The following is a 17,734-nucleotide window of genomic DNA, read 5'->3' on the forward strand; positions in this document are numbered from 1 at the left end:
AATAGGTGAGCTTTTGTTTTCATGATAATCCATTTTAGAAGTTAACGTTAATGGAAAAATTATAACTTGGTACAGGACGTAAATTGGTTACATTACCTACAGATGTTACGAAATCGGGATCATAACCTTCTTTGTTTGCCGTCCAAATCAATCCTAAATTACGGACCGAACCTGTTAGGTGTACTTGTTCGATTTTTATACTATTCAATAAATTTTTGGGCAAAGAGTAACTTAAAGATACCTCACGTAAACGAATGTAATCGCCTTTCAGCACATTAATATCCGAATACATATAACGTTGCAGACTATATTGCGAATAAATATCTGCCGTCACCGCAGGAACATTCGTTTTTGCTTCATCACCGCTTTCACGCCATCTGTCTGCAATATCTGCACTCAAATCATACTTAGGCAATGTAAACCCTCTACTTGGAGTCATATAAGATTCTACACTTGGTTTCATAAATACATTGCCAAATTGATACGTAAAAAGGGCATACATCGACCATTGCTTATAACGAAGGTTTGTACGCAAACTTCCATAATAAGGAGCTGTAGTACGTCCTACATACTTCAGATCTTCAACACCTGCTAAGGTCTGTCTTACGGAAACAACCTCGTCATTTTTATTATAGATTTGTGTTAACCCATTTTCATCTAATCCCGCATGACGAAAAGCAAACACTTTATCGCTAGGGTACCCCTCTAAAAAACTTATGCCAACAGGTGTGTAAGAATAAGTGAAAGTGGAAATATCTGTAGGATCAAAACGGTTGTCGGTAACCTCATTCGTATTGTAGGAAAAATTTGCTGTCATATCCCAATTCCAATCCGTATTCCGCAAAAGTACTCCCGTCAATCCTATATCTACCCCCTTGCCGACCATTGTTGCGGTGTTTCGTTTTAAAGTACCTGAATTGATGTTTCCAACATAAGGCGCCGCAATAGGAAAACTATACAACAAATCTCGACCGTCCTTATAATAATAGTCGATAACACCTGTTAATCTATTGTCAAGCAACCCAAAATCAAGACCAATATTTGTCACATATGTTTTCTCCCAACGCAATTGTGGATTTGCGATTGCAATAATACTTGCACTAGGTTCGTTTGTCGCATTTAGATAAGACTCATCCAACGTTATATAAGTAAAGGGACGAACATCCTGTGTAATGTTTCCGTTTACGCCATAGGTAGCACGCAATGCTAATTGATTTAAACCTTTAACATTCTTCATAAAACCTTCTTTGCTAACATTCCACTTCAATCCAGTAGACCACAACGGGGTCGCACGAAATTCGCGATCTAACCCAAAATTGTTATAATCATCGTATCGGACACTTCCCGATACCGTATATTTTCCTAAGTATGTATACGCTGCATTTGAAAAATAAGATAAAAAGCGTCGGGTACGATCGGCTTGTGAAGGAGATCCCGAAAGGCTTGAACTATAGCCAGCCAAGGTACTATAAGCATAGTTCGCATAACTCACAGCTGTATTAAATCCAGTTTGAGGATTATACCCATAAAGCGTATTGTTTCCTTGACCTGCTTCCGTTTGTCTTATTTCGGAACCCGCTATTGCTGTGACTTCATGTTTTTGTGCGAATAGCCTATCATAACTTAATTGTCCTCTAACCGTATAATTATTTACAGTTGTATTGATAATATTATAGATTCCGCCTTTATTGAGACCTATAGAATTTGAGGTCGCTCCTATGGGGGTAAATAAGTTCAGTAAAGATCTGTTTGCATATGAATTCTCATCTTGGAAACGACGATTATCTCCAAAAGAACGTTCATTTGCATACATAACAGAACCCTTTAAACCTTTGTAGAAAGGAACTTCTAAATTAATAATCGCAGAATAATTATTGTCTTTTTGCATGTTATCAGCAAGTGCTAACTCTTGCAAATAATTATATCCCCAGTCCTTGTAAGCTGAACCAAGCGCGTCAACGAAGCCTGGCGTCAGACGATCATAAGAAATTCCATTTCCATTCTCATCAGCTAGTAACTGGTAGGGCAATAGCGTTGAACTACTAGCGTCATAAATCGTCGACAGACCAATTCCACCTTTGTTATTACGAAAAAAAGTCCCCTTTATACTCGTAGATAAAGTAGCAATTTTGAATAATTTCCAGGAGTTATTGAGATTCAATGTTAATCGTTTCCCATTTTCCCCTTTAGTATAAGGGTTTTCATTAGCGTAGGAGGCGGAATAGAAATAGTTATTATTCTCTGTTCCGTTGCTAATAGAGAAGTTGTATTGCTGACTGTTCATTGGCCTCAACAAGTATTCCTGAATCTGGGAACGATTATCAATGTTCTTGAGTGGGTTTACAAATGCATCATAATCCGCCTGTGTCATCTGGCCGTTCTTTAAATTAATTGCTGCCGCTACAACATCTCCTGCATAATATTGCGAATAAGTATAATTTAGAGCAGAGTTATTATTAGCATTGAGAATATTTTTTGAAACAAGTTCTTCTTGGTAATCAATCATCTCAGCACTATTCATTGTCTTTAAGTATCCCAAATTAGGTCGTCCAGAAAAAGCCGTGTTCATAGAAAAATTGACACGTGGCACCCCCGTAATAGACCCCTTTTTTGTGGTAACAACAATGACACCATTTGCAGCGCGAACCCCATAAATAGAAGCTGCAGCTGCATCTTTCAAAATAGTAATGTTTTCCACGTCGTTTGGATTTAACATGGCTAAATCTATAGTGGAAATTGCTCCATCAACCACAACCAAAGGGGATTTTTCTGTCTCCGTATCGATACTCCCTATCCCCCGTACATTCATACTATAATCGTTTTGACCAATAGTACGCGTACTGGAATAGATCCCTAGTTGGTTATTGTTATAAGTAAATGTACGATCACCTGTACCAATAGACACCTGTACGCCGGGAACTTGCCCTTCTAAACGTTGTATTAAATTGGGAGAAGGAATCTTTTCCAAATCCTTCGCCGTAATAACGGAAGCAGATCCCGTGGCACGTTCTTTCGATATCTTCTGATAACCAGTTGAAATGACCACCTCTTCCAACAGATTCTCTTTTTCCTTCATCACAAAAGTAACCTCGTTTCTATTTCCGGACACCACACTACTTTCTTCATAACCTACTGCTGTAACGACAATCACATCGTCGGGCTTGATATCATACACCAAAAAACGACCATTCTCATCACTTTTAGCTCCTTTCCGGGTATCTTTTACCCAAACACTCGCAAAAGGAATCGGTTTCCCAGAAGAAGATCGAACTGTGCCTGATACACGATCGGTAACATTTTGATCTCGAGTATCAACATCCATTCGTCTAAACGATCCTGAACTTTCCTCTTGCTCACTACGCTTCACGATAGAATATGATTTTTCATCCACATAGAGAAACACGAGCTGATTGGGGTAAAGTAATTTCTTCAGTACTTCTTCCAATTTCGCACCTTTGAGCGCTTCAGAATCTGTGAACTTTCCTTGTAAAAGATTATGTTCATAACTCAAGTTCGCATTGAACCGCTGTTCAACACGTTTGATTGCTTCTGTAAGTGTTAACCGTTGTTGGGCAAAGGCTGGCAAACACAAACTGAAGAACAATAAACCGATGAGCAGCGATAACAGCTTGCTTTTCGGTTGCTTTTGGTTTGTTTTCATCTTCATTGTCAAATGATAGGTTAGAGTAATTAAGTATTTATTATTTAGTTTCTGCTCTACTTAGGGTCTAGATAAACTGTATCCTTGTCCAAACGAATATTAGCTTCCAGAATATTGGCAAGAGAATATATGATACTCTCTTGTGAATTAAGCGATATACGACCATCGATTCGCTTGTTCAGCAAACTACTGTCCGTCACCACGATCTCCCGCCCATAGATATAGCGGAATTCATTAATTAAATCGCCAATGGATAAATTTTCGGCTACAAGATTCTTTTCAGACCAAGAAGTAGATTGCTCTATTTTAGCAACTCCTTCTGTAGCTTCCTGAAAACCATCAGCTGTATACATGATGGCATTTCCTGGTGTCATCAATTTAACCTCTGTAGGTTTTCTTAAATTCCGAAGAGCGATTTTCCCTTCTAAAAGTGATACGGTGATTTTTGCATCCCTGTTTTTGATATTGAATTTCGTACCGAGTACCTCGACCGCGATATCGCCAGAATAAGCGACAAATTGATCTCCGGTTTTTATTCTTGAATTATCTTTATTCAAATGTTTCACCTCAAATAGCACTTCTCCAGTGGTATAAACTTCTCTTTTATCGTACCAAGTCCAAGCGCGATGGTATGCCACTGATGAATTCGCATTGATATGTACTACACTACTATCCGGTAACTGCATCACCTGAACTTCTCCATTACCTGTGCTGATTGTAATAAGGGACGTAAAGTACCAGAAAAGTGTCACGAACAATAAAATAGCCGCAGCTGCACTACGATAAACCCATAAACGAATTTCTTTACTTTTTTTCAAACGACTATTTTTCTGAATACCGGACTCAATATCTTCATATAGGCGATTCGCGAACGATTGTGTAGGATGTAACCGAACCAATCCCAAAATTCCTTGCAGGTAAAAACGCGCCTCATCGTATAAGTCGGCATTCGGTGGATTACCCTGACGCCAGTCTATCCAGGGCTGCGCATCCGCACCATCTGGATATTTGACATGCATCAAGAAATCCATATCATCCAAAAAATCCTGTACCGTGTAAACGTTATATTTCTCCATTATTAGGACATTGTTAAGAGTAAGACAAATAAACAATTCATTTTATCCCATGAGATTGAAAGTTTTTTTAAAAAAAATTCAAAATAGCACCCAAATGGTCAAAAAAGAATAAAAGATAAACTAAATATATTATGAATATAAAAATCGAAGAAGGGATAATAATAAGATAACATCGCCTTTTGGCATAGCCAAAAATTCTTTCAATGTTTCTATTGCGCGATGGTTAATCTTATATAAGCTCTTAATAGAAATATGGGTTAGCGCATGAATTTCTTCATAACTGAGCTCTTGGAAATAACGTAAATAAATGACTTCTCGCTGTTTAGCCGTTAGTTGTTCTAATGCGCGAACGAGTTTTTCAGCTCTAAGCCGATCTTCTTCTGTTTTGATGATCTGACTTTCAAGATTAAAGTTTAGCGCAAATTCTTCCTTCTCACTGATAGGACTGAGTTTCCCGTCACGAAGTTGTGCATTCAACAAGCTGTTTTTTAATGCGACAAGTAAATAATGTTTTGGACTTGCAATTTCTCTTAGCTTTTCCCGTCCTTCCCATAGTTTGATAAAAACATCCTGAATGGCGTCTTTTACCAATGTCTCATCAGCAACCCGCCGCATTCCGTATTCATACAAATTAGGCAATAGCAATCTATAGATTTGCTCAAAGGCAAATTTATCTCCTGCAAGAAAACTGTCCCAATATGTATTTACTGTATTTGACATCTACTTATCTAAAAAAATACACTTGTGGTATTTTCAACTTGTCAAGTTAAAACAAAAGTAATAAAGAAAATGAAAGAAGTGATAGAAATTCAAACAGGTGTATTGGAAGTAAAAAAGGCTACACCCGGGCGAGGTAGCCTTTTAATTTTACTAACTAAACAACAATACCTTTTCGGTATTTTCTTTAAGCAAGTTATGCTAACCTGCCTACCGGTTTCACGTGCGCTTCGTTATCTTTGAAGTCGAAATCGGTTAAAATCTTACTACTTTATTGCGATGCTAAAATTATATTCGTCAGGAGGCAAACATTGCGACTTATCACATGCCATAAACTCAACGACACCTTTTACCGTCGTCTGGCCTTTTGTCAGTTTTACTTTTTGCTGAAAAGTTACTTCTTTAGGATAATAAGGCACATTCATCTTAAAATCTTTTTCATATTTACTTTGAGGAGCTGGAGCAGCTACCTTTCCATTCAACGTATATTCAGATGACGTACTAAATGAAAACTTCGTCGATATAGGTCCTCCTTCTGGAACATCCAGTCCGTAAATGTGCCAGCCATCCTGTATCGTCGCTTTAATGAATACCACCGCTTCTTTACTGTTTATTTTTTTTGAGGCAACAGACCATTTTACGGGATTATGAATCTGTGCGATTGCAGCTGACATCATCATCATAGCTGCTACTACAACTAGGGTTATTTTCTTCATCTGTATAGATTATTTAATTCGTGTCTTATTACAAATATCGTTGTGAGCACCTACGAATCAAGGAGGATGTACTAAAAAACACCACCACCAAGCCGGACATCTCTACTTTTGTTTTTTTTACAAATCTTTATACAAATCATAATATAAACAACATATCACCCCTATTTCCATAAAAAAAACAACAAAAAACACATTACACAATAAATATTACAACAAACAATCCCGAAGTAGGGATAATTCCTGTTAATTATTCGAAAAATACAAATAAGGGTTTCATTTTACCCGACATGCTTTAGTTTTGCAAGGTTGATAAATCTAAAAAAAGTATAAATATCGGTTACCAATGACATACAATGAATATGTAGGACATGTGAAATGCCTTATTATCGGATCGGGTCCAGCAGGCTATACCGCAGCCATTTATGCAGCCCGCGCGGATTTGAAACCAGTACTCTATACAGGAATCATCCTCGGGGGACAACTCACCCAAACAACAGAAGTTGACAACTTTCCGGGTTACCCACAAGGTGTTACAGGTCCAGTACTCATGGAAGACCTTAAAATGCAAGCAGAGAGGTTTGGTACTGATGTGCGCTTTGGCTATATCACCAAGGTTTCTTTTTCGAAAGAAGATGGTGTACACCAAATTGAAGTAGACGGGACTCAACATATCACTGCAGAATCTGTAATCATAGCAACAGGCGCAGCCGCGAAGTGGCTTGGTCTACTTCAGAAGAGAAATTCAACGGGTTTGGCGTGTCAGCATGTGCGGTCTGTGATGGGTTCTTTTTCAAGGGACAAGATGTAGCCATTGTAGGTGCAGGAGATACGGCTGCAGAAGAAGCAACCTACCTTGCCAAGCTTTGTAGAAAAGTGTATATGTTGGTCAGACGAGACGCATTTCGCGCCTCCAAAGCGATGGTAAACCGAATTCAAAATACCAAAAACATCGAAGTGCTGTATCATACGGAGACAGTAGAGATTCTTGGAGACCAACGCGGAGTAACAGGTATTCGAACATTCAACAACAAAACCCAGCACGAGGGATCCATCTTAAATGTCAGCGGATTTTTTGTTGCCATCGGGCACAAACCCAACACAGAGCTCTTTCAGGGACAACTTGAAATGGACAATATAGGTTATCTATCGACAAAACCCAATTCTACGGCTACAAATATTCCGGGGGTTTTTGCTTGTGGAGACGTGCAAGATCCTATTTATCGCCAAGCTATTACAGCGGCGGGGACGGGATGTATGGCGGCATTAGAAGCAGAGCGCTATCTTGCGGCACGCGAAGATGTCCTTGAAGTAAATAAGGAATTGGAACGCTGATAGGAGACGAAAGTTCTATAAAGTATTAAATTGCTTTAGGAGAATAAGCGTAGGAGATGTTAATATCATCCATTTTTAGCTATCCACACCTACCCCACGTTGCTTATGCAATATTTTTGGCTTAATACCGAAGTGCTTTTTAAAACTTGCAGAGAAATGAGCGTGACTGTTGTAACCAAGAAAACGGGATATCTCATTGATGGGACGTTCACCTTGCTGTAACATTTCTTTGGCTCGTTGCATACGAACTGATGTGAGGTACCCATATATGGTTGTTTGATAACATAATTTGAAGTACTTCTTAAGGTAGTTCTCATTCGTGCCCAACAGGATGGATAACTCAGAAATCGAAGGTGGGTTAACTACGTCATGATCCAATATCCGTTTCGCTTCCTCCATCAATTTCTGCATATCTGTGCTTATTTCCTCTTTTAGCGGTAGCGATTCCTGCACCTGTTGCTGATCAAACACTAAAGCCACAAGTTCCATCAATTTCGCTTTCGTATATAAATGAAGCCAATCTTCCTCCACCATTTTATTGGTTAACTCCATTAAAATCTGCTTTTGACGTTGACTTGTCTGCATTGTATCTGGAAAGAGAGCCTTAGATTGCTGTTTTTCTAAAATCTCTTCCAACCTTATCCGATGTTCTCCCGTTTCAGGCAACCAGCTTTCTAACACAGCTACTGCGATGTTGATTTCCACAAAGCAATCTTCAGTCTGGACATGCCATAGCGCAGTCACCTCTTCTTTGTGAAACAAAAAAGCTTGGTGTCTTCCCGGCGATAGTTTACCCAACAAATTACCATCGACATAATAATGTCTATCGTCTTGGAGTGCAAAAAATAAATGAATATAAGGCTGTGCGACATCGATACAGAGGTAGCCATCACTTTGAGATTGTAATTGAGCATGCATCACATGTATCCCTTCTGGGAACACCAATTCTGTAACCGTCATCTCTGATCGGTATTGTTTTAATCTGTTTTGCCGTTGCTGAAAAGGTCGATCTGCAAAATCCCGTATATCAAACATATAGTGTGGTGGCACGACTTGCATTTCGGCTTCAACTTTCTTATCTAAAGCCCAAGTCTCTTGTAATGAACCATTTTTACGAAGTATTTTCTCCAAACCTTTACTCCTCATATGCCTTAAAAATTCCTGATTTGTATATTTTTTCTCCAACAAATGTAAGTTTTATACGCGACTTTTGCCTCTTATTAAGACTTATTTTAAATAAAATGAATAAATACACTATTCTACTTTTTTTCATCTTTTCACTTTTTGTGTCACTTCTAAAAGCACAAGATTTCGCTCTTTTCCGAGGAACAGTCCGCAATGAACAAAGTGGGGAGCCTCTTCCGAATGCTAATATCACAACATATAAACCAACGACAACATCGGTAACAGATGTTTATGGTCAGTTCATTTTAAAAACATTACCGGAGGGAACGTATGAAATACAAATCAGCGCAATTGGTTTCAAAACAATAAAACAAAAGATAAATATCTTAAAAAACGATAGAAGTACGTACGATTTTCTTCTTACGCCGACCCAAGAAGCGTTACAGACAGTAGAAATATTTGGCCGAAAGGAAAAATCCTACACAAACAACCAATCATTCATCGGAAGTAAGACCGAAACGAAACTTCGTGATCTTCCTCAATCGGTATCCTATGCCACAAAGGAACTAATTGCCGATCAAGGCTTGATGCGTGTCGGAGATATCGTAAAAAATTTTAGCGGCGTAAATCAGTTTACCTTTTATGACGATATCACCATACGTGGCTTTCGTATCAATGGTGGATCTAATACACAGCTCGTGAATGGCTTACGAACGACTACGGGTTTTTGGAAACAACCACTAGCCAATTACTTAGAACGTGTTGAAGTTTTGAAAGGACCTTCCTCTGCCTTGTTTGGAAACTCAAGTCCAGGAGGAGTAGTAAACCGAGTGACGAAAAAACCTTTAGACGAAACAAGGAAATCATTACAGTTCGCTGTGGGTAGCTTCAACAATATGAGAGCATTAGCAGATTTTACTGGCCCCATGACATCGGACAAAACTTTGCTTTACAGACTAAACATCGGTTATGAAAATGCGCAAAGCTTTCGGGACTTACAATTTGATAAAAATATAGTTATTGCACCGTCTTTTTCATTCATCCCATCTGCCAATACGCGTTTAAATTTTGATATGGTATATAACGACTCTCGGTCACGCTTGGATCGGGGGCAATCAGTTTTTGCTAATGGAGATCTCTATTCAACGCCCATCAGTCAATCCATGAGTACGGCAAACGATTTCCTCAACGAACAGACTTATATGATTACGGCATCGCTAAATCATCATTTTACAAATGATTTGAGCTTTAATGCTTCCTATATAAAAACTGGCTATGCGGAAGATCTATCGGAGCATCGCTCAGCAAATGCCTATGCTGTAGATGGCAACGGAGAAAATATCGACAACATGGTTGCGCGCCAGGTGTTTATACGTAATAGAAAACGTTTTATGGACAATCTTGCAGCGTTCTTTAACTACCAAACAAGAACCGGAACTATTCTACATAAGCTGGTTTTAGGGTACGATTACGCACAAGAGGTGCTCCCCGTGGGTGGCTCTCAATTAACAGCCAGTGGATACAGAAATAAAGATAATACAGGAACAATAGCCCGATTTAATCCGGCAAAAATAGCGGATTATATGTTGGATAGCCAAGGAAATCCGATACCCAATGTATCTAGCTTTGATTTGAGTAATCCATTAAAAAGCCAGCAATTACAAGATGCTAGTAAATACTTCTTTGCATCGACTCTAGTAGCTCCAACCTACTACCATCTCAATGCATTCTACCTGCAAGATCAACTAACTTTTGGCCCTCTACAACTCTTGTTAGGCTTGCGGTATGAAACATATAAAGATATTGTCAATTACAAAACAGAAAAAGCGGATAATGTCTATCAAGATGTCCTACTTCCTCGTATTGGCGCAGTTTATACCATCAGTCCACAAATTAACATCTATGGAACCTATGTTCAGGGTTACAACCCACAAACAGCCTCCGCTTTATCGAATCCAAACGCAGGAGGTCCTTTTGATCCTTTAGAGAATGATATGACAGAATTTGGTTTAAAAACAGCGTGGCTTAACGGAAAGCTACAATTAAGCACAGCTGTCTATCAAATCAACCAAAAGAATACATTATATGCAGCTCCTACTGCTGATAATGCAGATTTGCTGGAGCAAATTGGGAAAGAACGATCAAAAGGAATTGAATTTGATATCCAAGGTCAAATCCTTCCGTATTGGAGTATCATAGGATCTTACGCGCATAATGATGCAAAAATTACACATGGAGCAAATAACGAGGAATTGAATAGACAAAAACCGAATGCTCCAAAAAATACCGCCAACCTTTGGACTCGCTTTTCCATTCCAAAGGGAGCAGTCAAAGGTTTAGGAATCGGCTTTGGTACAAATTTCGTAGACAAGCGTAACCTGTCTTTGAATCAAGATCAAACAATACCTTCATATACCCTTTTTAATGCAGCGCTGTACTACACAATAGGAAAAGTACAAATACAAGGAAACTTCAACAACATCACTAATAAAACACATTGGGTGGGTGGTTACGACTACATTCGTCTATTTCCTGGAACACCTCGAAATTTCTTATTCACTCTTGGCTATACATTTTAACAACATGCCATTCAAGAAAATCGCATTATTTCTTCACCGCTGGCTCGGACTACTGTCCGGGCTTGTGGTATTTGTAGTTAGTACAACAGGGGCAATATTTGTCTTTGAGGAGGAGCTTTTCTCTGTATTCCATCCTGAACTATGTCAAGTAGACGTTCCTAAAAACGGAACATACCGTCCTCTCTCTGCCCTATTGCAACAGGCTCAAAATGCGGTCGATTCAGGGAAACAGATTACACTGGTTCGAACGCCCGCTACAACAGAACGTAATAAACCTTTTGTATTCGAAGCGGTGAAACGTAGAGCAAAAACCGATGTGCAAGGCTTTTTTATCAATGAAGAGATTTACTATTGGGATCGCGTTTTTGTCGACCCCTACAATGGCAAAGTACTCGGTAAAATAGATGTAGAAATGAATTTTTTCTGGATTGTACGCCAAGTTCACCAGTTTCTCTACCTACGTCGCGACGTTGGGAGTACCATTGTTGGTTCAAGTACAATAATTTTCGTATTTATATTAATCTCGGGCCTATGGCTTTGGTGGCCTAAAAACCAAAAGGTTGCCATTAAAAGAATGAAAATTGATTTCACGGCAAAGTGGAAACGCATCAACTATGACCTGCACCAAGTACTTGGATTTTATGTCTTTTGTATTGCTATTGTTATCGCCTGCACAGGTTTGGTATGGTCTTTTAAATGGTGGGAAAATAGCATTTACTTGCTTCTTGATGGAAAACGGCCTAATCTACAGGTTGCTCCGCCTACAGCCTCATTAGACACCATTTTAAAAATCACACATGACACAAGACCTATCGATTTAATTTGGAAAGATATACAGACAAAACACGTTGTTCATGAAGGTATCTACATGAATATATTAAGCGAAGTACAGCAGCTAAACGGAATAGTATATTATGATGATCGTTCTTGGTGGTCGGCTTCAGACCTCTATGCCTATGATTTACGAAATGGAAAGGCGTATAATTCCCGATTACAACACGAAAAAACGATGGGAATGAAATGGCGTAATTCAAATTATGATATACATGTAGGCAAAATAGCCGGAATTCCGGGCATGATAGTCGCCTTTCTGGGCAGTATTATTTGTGCAAGTTTACCTATTACAGGCTTCTATGTTTGGTACGGAAGAAAGTTTAAAAAAAGTAAAGCAAAAAAAGTAAAGATACCCGTCTCGTAAAATCCGTTATTCCAAGGCAGATAACTCCAAGGTCGCACTAGGCATCATAGTGTTTTGAATAGGCAAAAACAGTCGAAATATACTCCCCTCTCCCAGCGTACTAACGACCTCCAGCCGCCAACCAACACGCTCTAATAAGTCTTGACATAACGCTAAACCTATACCGGTTCCTTTTTCGTCATGCGCCCCTTCTATACTACCTTGGAATTGCTTTTCTGTGATTTTCTTCATGGTAGACGATTCCATACCACTACCGTAATCTCGAATAGCGAGAAAACTCGCCTCCTTATCCTTTAAATGAAAAACATCGACCTCTACAAGCCCACCGGGCAAACTATATTTCACCGCATTACTGATCAAGTTACATATTATGTTGCCAATTAGGTCGAATGCATGAACTTTTGACATTTCGTCCTAAAAATAGATTAAAAAAACAACATGCGATTCATGAACTAATTCTTCCACGAAATGTTCTCAAGACATAAGCTACTATGCTGAAGAAATTATGAATTTTATTAAATCAATTAATCGAAACACGGGCAGCCAACCAGTAAGCAACATCTTACCACCAACGTACTATGAAGGGTTACGTTTTAGGATCAATCTCCATAGTGTGGATTATATCATCAGGTTAGTTAGGGAAGATCTTTATAAAGGAACGCGAGCTATCCGTATTCTTGTCGATAATGTCCCAAGAACCATTGTCAAAGATAGTGCTGGGATTTGGATCTTTGAAGGAGGAACAGAAATAACAGATGTTAATTTCGCCCGGGCCATCTGGAATTCTATTGCTTTACGATACAGAATCTAGCTTGAAAGTGACATTAAAAGCAACAAATACATCAGAAAAAGAAAGATCAAGTAGATATTTTCTACTGCCATACTTTCTTGACATTCGAGAGAAAGAACATGAGATGCCTTATTATCATTCCAATCATTAAGTTCATACTTTTTCATAGTAATCGATGTTAATTCTGTTATCTACAAAGTAATAACCCGAAATTGACAACAGATTGTCAGTAGTTAAAAAAAACGATTACGGTCTTCTGCTGTCCGTTAAATAAAAAGGCTCTTTATATAGGTGGAATACTCCCTTTAGCTATTTGTATATTCATGATTAACAAGAGTAGGTATAAACAGAAAACAACAGTAAAAAACAAATAAAGCCCAATTTATCCAATGCTTAGGATAGAAAATTCTTCCATTGACCGCTTTCAGCTACTTGTTTTATTATCGTATTCCGTTGTTTGAGGAATTTCTTCATGTAACGTGCTAAGAAGAGCTTCTCTGCGAAGATTCCTAGCATTCCAAAGGGCGCTTGAAAACAAAATAAATCATGCATAATCGTACTTTCGCCTATCTTTTCGAAATGATGTTGATGGTCCATAGATTTAAAGATACCTTTTGTCATCCGATCAATAAACATAACTGGCCGTTCCATAGCTACGATTTCAACTGTTAGTTGCTGAAAGATTCCGAAGTGTTTAGCTCGCCATGTTACAGATTCCCCTTGGTTGATGAGACCAAATGTGACACCGGATACGGCCTTTTCCTGAGTGTTGGAAACCGAATATTGATGCATATCAATATTACGCGAAAGATCAAATACCACCTCTATTGGTGCATCTACTGTTGTATTTAATTTAATAACTACCAAATTCTTTCCAGCATATTTTAAGATAATAGACGCTGTATCAGCTTTTCAATATCCTTCGGTTTCGTAACGGGAGCGAAGCGTTTGCAAGGTTCACCGTTTTGATCAATGACAAATTTGGTAAAGTTCCATTTTATACGACTACCTAAAAAGCCTTTTAATTTCTTTTTTAAAAACTTAAAAACAGGATGAGCGGCCTCGCCATTGACTTCACATTTTTCCGTTAACTGAAATGTAACACCATGGTTTATTTTACAAACCTCTTCCATCCGCTCATTCGATTCAGGTTCTTGTCCAGCAAATTGATCGCATGGAAAACCTAAAATAACAAGACCTCGATCTTTGTATTTGAGATGCAGTTCTTCCAACCCCTCAAACTGGGGAGCTAAACCACATCGTGTCGCAGTATTCACAATCAGAACTACCTGGCCTCTAAAATCCGAAAAAGCAATTTTCTTACCGCTTGTCGTTTTAGCCTCTAGGTCATAGAAAGAGGCTTTGGTTACTTTATCCATCATCAATCCTTTTAATCAAACTTAAGCAATGTTCGATGCAAATACAAAGTCTCGGGTTAAATTCTCATCCACAGTTTTCATTCATTTTCGTCATGTCGCTCTGCCGCGGATTTATCTTCCGCAACACCGGATTTCCAATAGGAATATGCATAGAGTTCTTCTCGTTTCCAATTCTCTTCCTTTCTCAAGTAATTCCTGATACTCTTTACTGTAGAGAATTCCGCCGCCACATAAGCAAATCGGTTTTCGGTTGGTAGCTTATATATTTTAAGCGTATCAGCTAAAGCACTCTCTTTTTGTGGAGATTCATTATGCAACCAAGTAAATTGAATATCGGCTTTTGTATATAGCGACTGTTCATCCTCTTTTCCATGCACTTCGATGATACATGTTCCTTTAGCCTCTGCGGGTAAGTCTTCCAAAATGGCTCCAAGAACAGGAATCGCGGTTGCATCTCCAACCAGTAAGTAATTATTAGCTTTACTGTACAAAGCTGTTTTCCCATCTTTCATCAATATTCCCAATACATCACCAGCTTTTGCAGCAAGTGCCCAACTTGAAGCAGGTCCTTCATCTCCGTGAGCAACGAAGTCTATCCAAATTTCGTTCTTAATCAGATCAATACCCCGGTGCGTGTAAGTTCTTACTATTGGTCTTATAGCCTCCGACATGGGCTTCCACTGTCTATTTTCATAGTCAAATTCTGGAAAATAAACCTTATCAACACCTTTAGGAGGAATGAGTACCTTATTGTTTACGCCTATAGTCGTATTATTTATTCTAGCAACATCTTCCCCTGTTAAATATATCCTAATATAATGAGGGGTAATATATTCCTTTCGAATTACTTCAAGCTGTGTTTGAATAATTTCAAGCTTTGTTTTCTCCATATTTACTTTCTATTTTTTTCAAGCTTCCAACCACAGATCTATAGGGTAGGATTATACTATACAAAAGTAGAAAGACAACGATATTGGACGTGTCTGTAAAAGGGAGCAAAACATCCGATATCGGGAATGATTTATCGTGCATAAAAAATCAATAATGTTTAAGGCCAAATTGTCATTTTTAACTTTGGTTCGTTTAGTTTCCAAAGTATAAACAAAAAACTCTCCTCCATCGTTGACACGCGCATCCAACAGATGCCCTGCAAGTGCCGTATAACCTTTCTTCCCTAATATCACATGCAGGCGTAAAGAATCTGACCATCAAGTTCAGCAATATTACCCGACAGATTCCTGATTTCCTAAAAATAATTTATACGCTTAAAGTAAAGGCTTTCTACATTCGAATTCAAAATAGTTAGATTCGCAGTAAAAAGAATTTTATATAAAATGCAAAGTCCTACACCGGAACAGGTAAAATCAGTTTTTGACAATTATTTTAAAGCAGACATACATGTCTGGAAATCCTTTTCGGAATATCTCCTCATACGCAATTTTGCAAAGGGTGAAATCATTAAGGATCACGACAAAGTCGAAAAATATGTAAACATCATCGTGTCTGGCTGTATAGGCATCTTCGTTTGGGATGGAAAAAAGGATAGCTGCATAAACATTCTTTTTGAAAATGCTTTATGTAGTGATTATCTATCTTTTATTACACAGCAACCTACAGCGATAAAAACAGAAGCGATTGAAGAGGTAACGTTATGGTCTATTCACTTTAACGATCTCAATACGTTATACAGTCGTTCTACGGTAGGAATTACCATAGGTAAAGCTATTGCTGATATCCTTTTTATGCGTAAACAACATGAACAAATACAACTTCTCACGAAAACACCAGAAACGAGGTATCTCGCATTGATAAACGAGCGTCCGGAAATATTTAAGCGCGTCCCTTTAAAAATCATTGCTGCTTATCTCGGATTAACTGCAGAAAGTTTAAGCCGCATACGCAAAAGAATCACGGAAAGATAATTTCTTACCCAAAGTCAATTTCTAGTTTGATTATTACGCTTATTTTTGGATTCAAATTAAGCTACTTTATGAATCGTATACGATTAAATAATGGTCCACAGCAGAACGCAGTAGCTATTTTAATCGCCAAAGATTCCAAACAACAACTAGACACAGAAAAAATGAAAGCAAGAAACAAGTATTTTGCCATTGGTTTATTTTACATTATCGCCGTATTGTGCCGTTATGTCGGCGCTAAAACCGACTTTTTGAAAGACATCGACAATGGCTATCTACATATTTTGTTACTTGGAATCGGCCCAACTTTAGGTGCACTTATTACCTTCGTAGTATTTCGTATTCCGACAAACTTGTCTCTTAAAGGAACATATGCTACAATTTGGATCCCGCTTATTGTCTATACGATTTTTCCTGCACTATTGATTGCTACTGTTTATTATGTACAAGAAGGAAATTTTCCTTTGCTACTTATGTTTACGGTCTTGCTATATGGCTTATTAGAGGAAATTGGTTGGCGCGGATTTCTACAAGAACAGCTCGCAAAGCTTCCTATAATTTACGCTAATCTTCTCATCGCTATACTTTGGTTTGTTTGGCATCTCAATTTTGCATGGAATACGGGAAATATAATTTTCTTCTTTATTATTCTTGCAGGTACTTGGGGAATAGGAAAAGTATATAAAAAAACACACTCGTTACTAGCCGTCGCCGGCTTTCATTCGCTAAATAATTTTTTCAGGAACGGTATTCATGGGACAGAGATCACACTTATTGTAATTTTACTCACAGTTTGGGTCGGGTTTATGATTTGGTCTAAGAGAAAAGGGAAATCACAAGAAATACAGGAAATCGGATAGTAATTGTAAAACGAAAGTTGGTTAAGCGCCCAAACACCCCGCTGTCCTTGCGAGGTTCTTGGGCAAACACTAGATTACTAAACAACAAAAACGAAAAAATTTATATAATAAGTAGATTGAGAATCCACTTGGTTCCTATCTTATTTTTAGATAGATACAAAAAACGAGCCATTTTAAAATATATTGATCGATTTGTCCATTAGAAGTCTATACGCAGGACACTAGCCGCCGAAGAGCCTCTAAAAAATTATACTGTCCTAATTTCACTCCATCTACCTAAGAAAAAGCCATTCGTAACGAATGGCTTTTTCCGTCATAATTACATGTGCTAAATCGTAAATTCAGTTAAAATTGGCATATCATTTGCTATAAATTACACAAT

General features: G+C 38.2%; 15 protein-coding genes and 1 pseudogene. 7 read left to right on the plus strand and 9 right to left on the minus strand.

Annotated elements, in window-relative coordinates:
- Positions 1-34: 34 nt before the first annotated feature.
- The 3 genes from ACSZOX_RS19345 to ACSZOX_RS19355 form a co-directional block, all read right to left on the minus strand.
- The gene (locus ACSZOX_RS19345; RefSeq protein WP_437921837.1) at positions 35-3,667 is read right to left on the minus strand and encodes a SusC/RagA family TonB-linked outer membrane protein; all 3,633 of its coding nucleotides are present in this window, start codon (positions 3,665-3,667) and stop codon (positions 35-37) included.
- A gap of 50 nt (positions 3,668-3,717) precedes the next feature.
- Positions 3,718-4,737, minus strand: a complete 1,020-nt coding sequence (locus ACSZOX_RS19350; protein WP_437921838.1) for a FecR family protein — start codon at positions 4,735-4,737, stop codon at positions 3,718-3,720.
- 129 nt (positions 4,738-4,866) lie between these two features.
- On the minus strand, positions 4,867-5,457 hold the full coding sequence (locus ACSZOX_RS19355) for an RNA polymerase sigma factor (protein ID WP_437921839.1): 591 nt from the start codon (positions 5,455-5,457) through the stop codon (positions 4,867-4,869).
- A 69-nt stretch (positions 5,458-5,526) separates the two neighbouring features.
- Here ACSZOX_RS19355 and ACSZOX_RS19360 point away from each other — a divergent pair, with 69 nt between their 5' ends.
- Positions 5,527-5,697: a hypothetical protein gene (locus tag ACSZOX_RS19360; RefSeq protein ID WP_437921840.1), complete on the plus strand. Its 171-nt coding sequence runs from the start codon at positions 5,527-5,529 to the stop codon at positions 5,695-5,697.
- 23 nt (positions 5,698-5,720) lie between these two features.
- On the opposite strand, the gene ACSZOX_RS19365 is transcribed toward ACSZOX_RS19360, so the two are convergent.
- Positions 5,721-6,170 carry a protein-disulfide reductase DsbD domain-containing protein gene (locus ACSZOX_RS19365; protein WP_437921841.1) on the minus strand — a complete coding sequence of 150 codons (450 nt, stop codon included), beginning with the start codon at positions 6,168-6,170 and terminating at the stop codon, positions 5,721-5,723.
- Between the two features lie 343 nt (positions 6,171-6,513).
- Here ACSZOX_RS19365 and trxB point away from each other — a divergent pair.
- Positions 6,514-7,502, plus strand: a pseudogene (gene trxB, locus ACSZOX_RS19370) (thioredoxin-disulfide reductase).
- A gap of 75 nt (positions 7,503-7,577) precedes the next feature.
- On the opposite strand, the gene ACSZOX_RS19375 reads toward trxB, so the two are convergent.
- Positions 7,578-8,648, minus strand: a complete 1,071-nt coding sequence (locus tag ACSZOX_RS19375) for a helix-turn-helix transcriptional regulator (protein ID WP_437921842.1) — start codon at positions 8,646-8,648, stop codon at positions 7,578-7,580.
- A gap of 95 nt (positions 8,649-8,743) precedes the next feature.
- Here ACSZOX_RS19375 and ACSZOX_RS19380 point away from each other — a divergent pair, with 95 nt between their 5' ends.
- Both ACSZOX_RS19380 and ACSZOX_RS19385 read left to right on the plus strand, forming a co-directional pair.
- Entirely contained in the window at positions 8,744-11,206 is a 2,463-nt protein-coding gene (locus tag ACSZOX_RS19380) for a TonB-dependent siderophore receptor (protein ID WP_437921843.1), read from the plus strand.
- A gap of 4 nt (positions 11,207-11,210) precedes the next feature.
- The gene (locus ACSZOX_RS19385) at positions 11,211-12,404 is read left to right on the plus strand and encodes a PepSY-associated TM helix domain-containing protein (protein ID WP_437921844.1); all 1,194 of its coding nucleotides are present in this window, start codon (positions 11,211-11,213) and stop codon (positions 12,402-12,404) included.
- A gap of 6 nt (positions 12,405-12,410) precedes the next feature.
- Here the strand turns inward: ACSZOX_RS19385 and ACSZOX_RS19390 are convergent, their stop codons facing one another.
- Positions 12,411-12,812: a sensor histidine kinase gene (locus ACSZOX_RS19390; RefSeq protein WP_437921845.1), complete on the minus strand. Its 402-nt coding sequence runs from the start codon at positions 12,810-12,812 to the stop codon at positions 12,411-12,413.
- Between the two features lie 97 nt (positions 12,813-12,909).
- Between ACSZOX_RS19390 and ACSZOX_RS19395 the strand changes: the two genes are divergently transcribed.
- Entirely contained in the window at positions 12,910-13,215 is a 306-nt protein-coding gene (locus tag ACSZOX_RS19395) for a hypothetical protein (RefSeq protein WP_437921846.1), read from the plus strand.
- A gap of 372 nt (positions 13,216-13,587) precedes the next feature.
- Here ACSZOX_RS19395 and ACSZOX_RS19400 read toward each other — a convergent pair whose 3' ends face one another.
- The 3 genes from ACSZOX_RS19400 to ACSZOX_RS19410 all read right to left on the minus strand — a co-directional run bounded on the left by ACSZOX_RS19400 (position 13,588) and on the right by ACSZOX_RS19410 (position 15,463).
- Positions 13,588-14,061 (minus strand): SRPBCC family protein, encoded by a 474-nt coding sequence (locus ACSZOX_RS19400; RefSeq protein WP_437921847.1) that lies wholly within the window; start codon positions 14,059-14,061, stop codon positions 13,588-13,590.
- A 17-nt stretch (positions 14,062-14,078) separates the two neighbouring features.
- Positions 14,079-14,576 carry a glutathione peroxidase gene (locus ACSZOX_RS19405; protein ID WP_437921848.1) on the minus strand — a complete coding sequence of 166 codons (498 nt, stop codon included), beginning with the start codon at positions 14,574-14,576 and terminating at the stop codon, positions 14,079-14,081.
- 74 nt (positions 14,577-14,650) lie between these two features.
- Positions 14,651-15,463 (minus strand): siderophore-interacting protein, encoded by an 813-nt coding sequence (locus tag ACSZOX_RS19410; protein WP_437921849.1) that lies wholly within the window; start codon positions 15,461-15,463, stop codon positions 14,651-14,653.
- A gap of 444 nt (positions 15,464-15,907) precedes the next feature.
- Here ACSZOX_RS19410 and ACSZOX_RS19415 point away from each other — a divergent pair, with 444 nt between their 5' ends.
- Positions 15,908-16,495 carry a Crp/Fnr family transcriptional regulator gene (locus ACSZOX_RS19415; RefSeq protein ID WP_437921850.1) on the plus strand — a complete coding sequence of 196 codons (588 nt, stop codon included), beginning with the start codon at positions 15,908-15,910 and terminating at the stop codon, positions 16,493-16,495.
- A gap of 161 nt (positions 16,496-16,656) precedes the next feature.
- Complete coding sequence (locus ACSZOX_RS19420; protein ID WP_437921851.1) at positions 16,657-17,352, plus strand: CPBP family intramembrane glutamic endopeptidase; 696 nt, start codon at positions 16,657-16,659, stop codon at positions 17,350-17,352.
- Positions 17,353-17,734 lie beyond the last annotated feature (382 nt).

The organism is Sphingobacterium sp. LRF_L2, from assembly GCF_965644235.1.
In the GTDB taxonomy this organism is placed as follows: domain Bacteria; phylum Bacteroidota; class Bacteroidia; order Sphingobacteriales; family Sphingobacteriaceae; genus Sphingobacterium.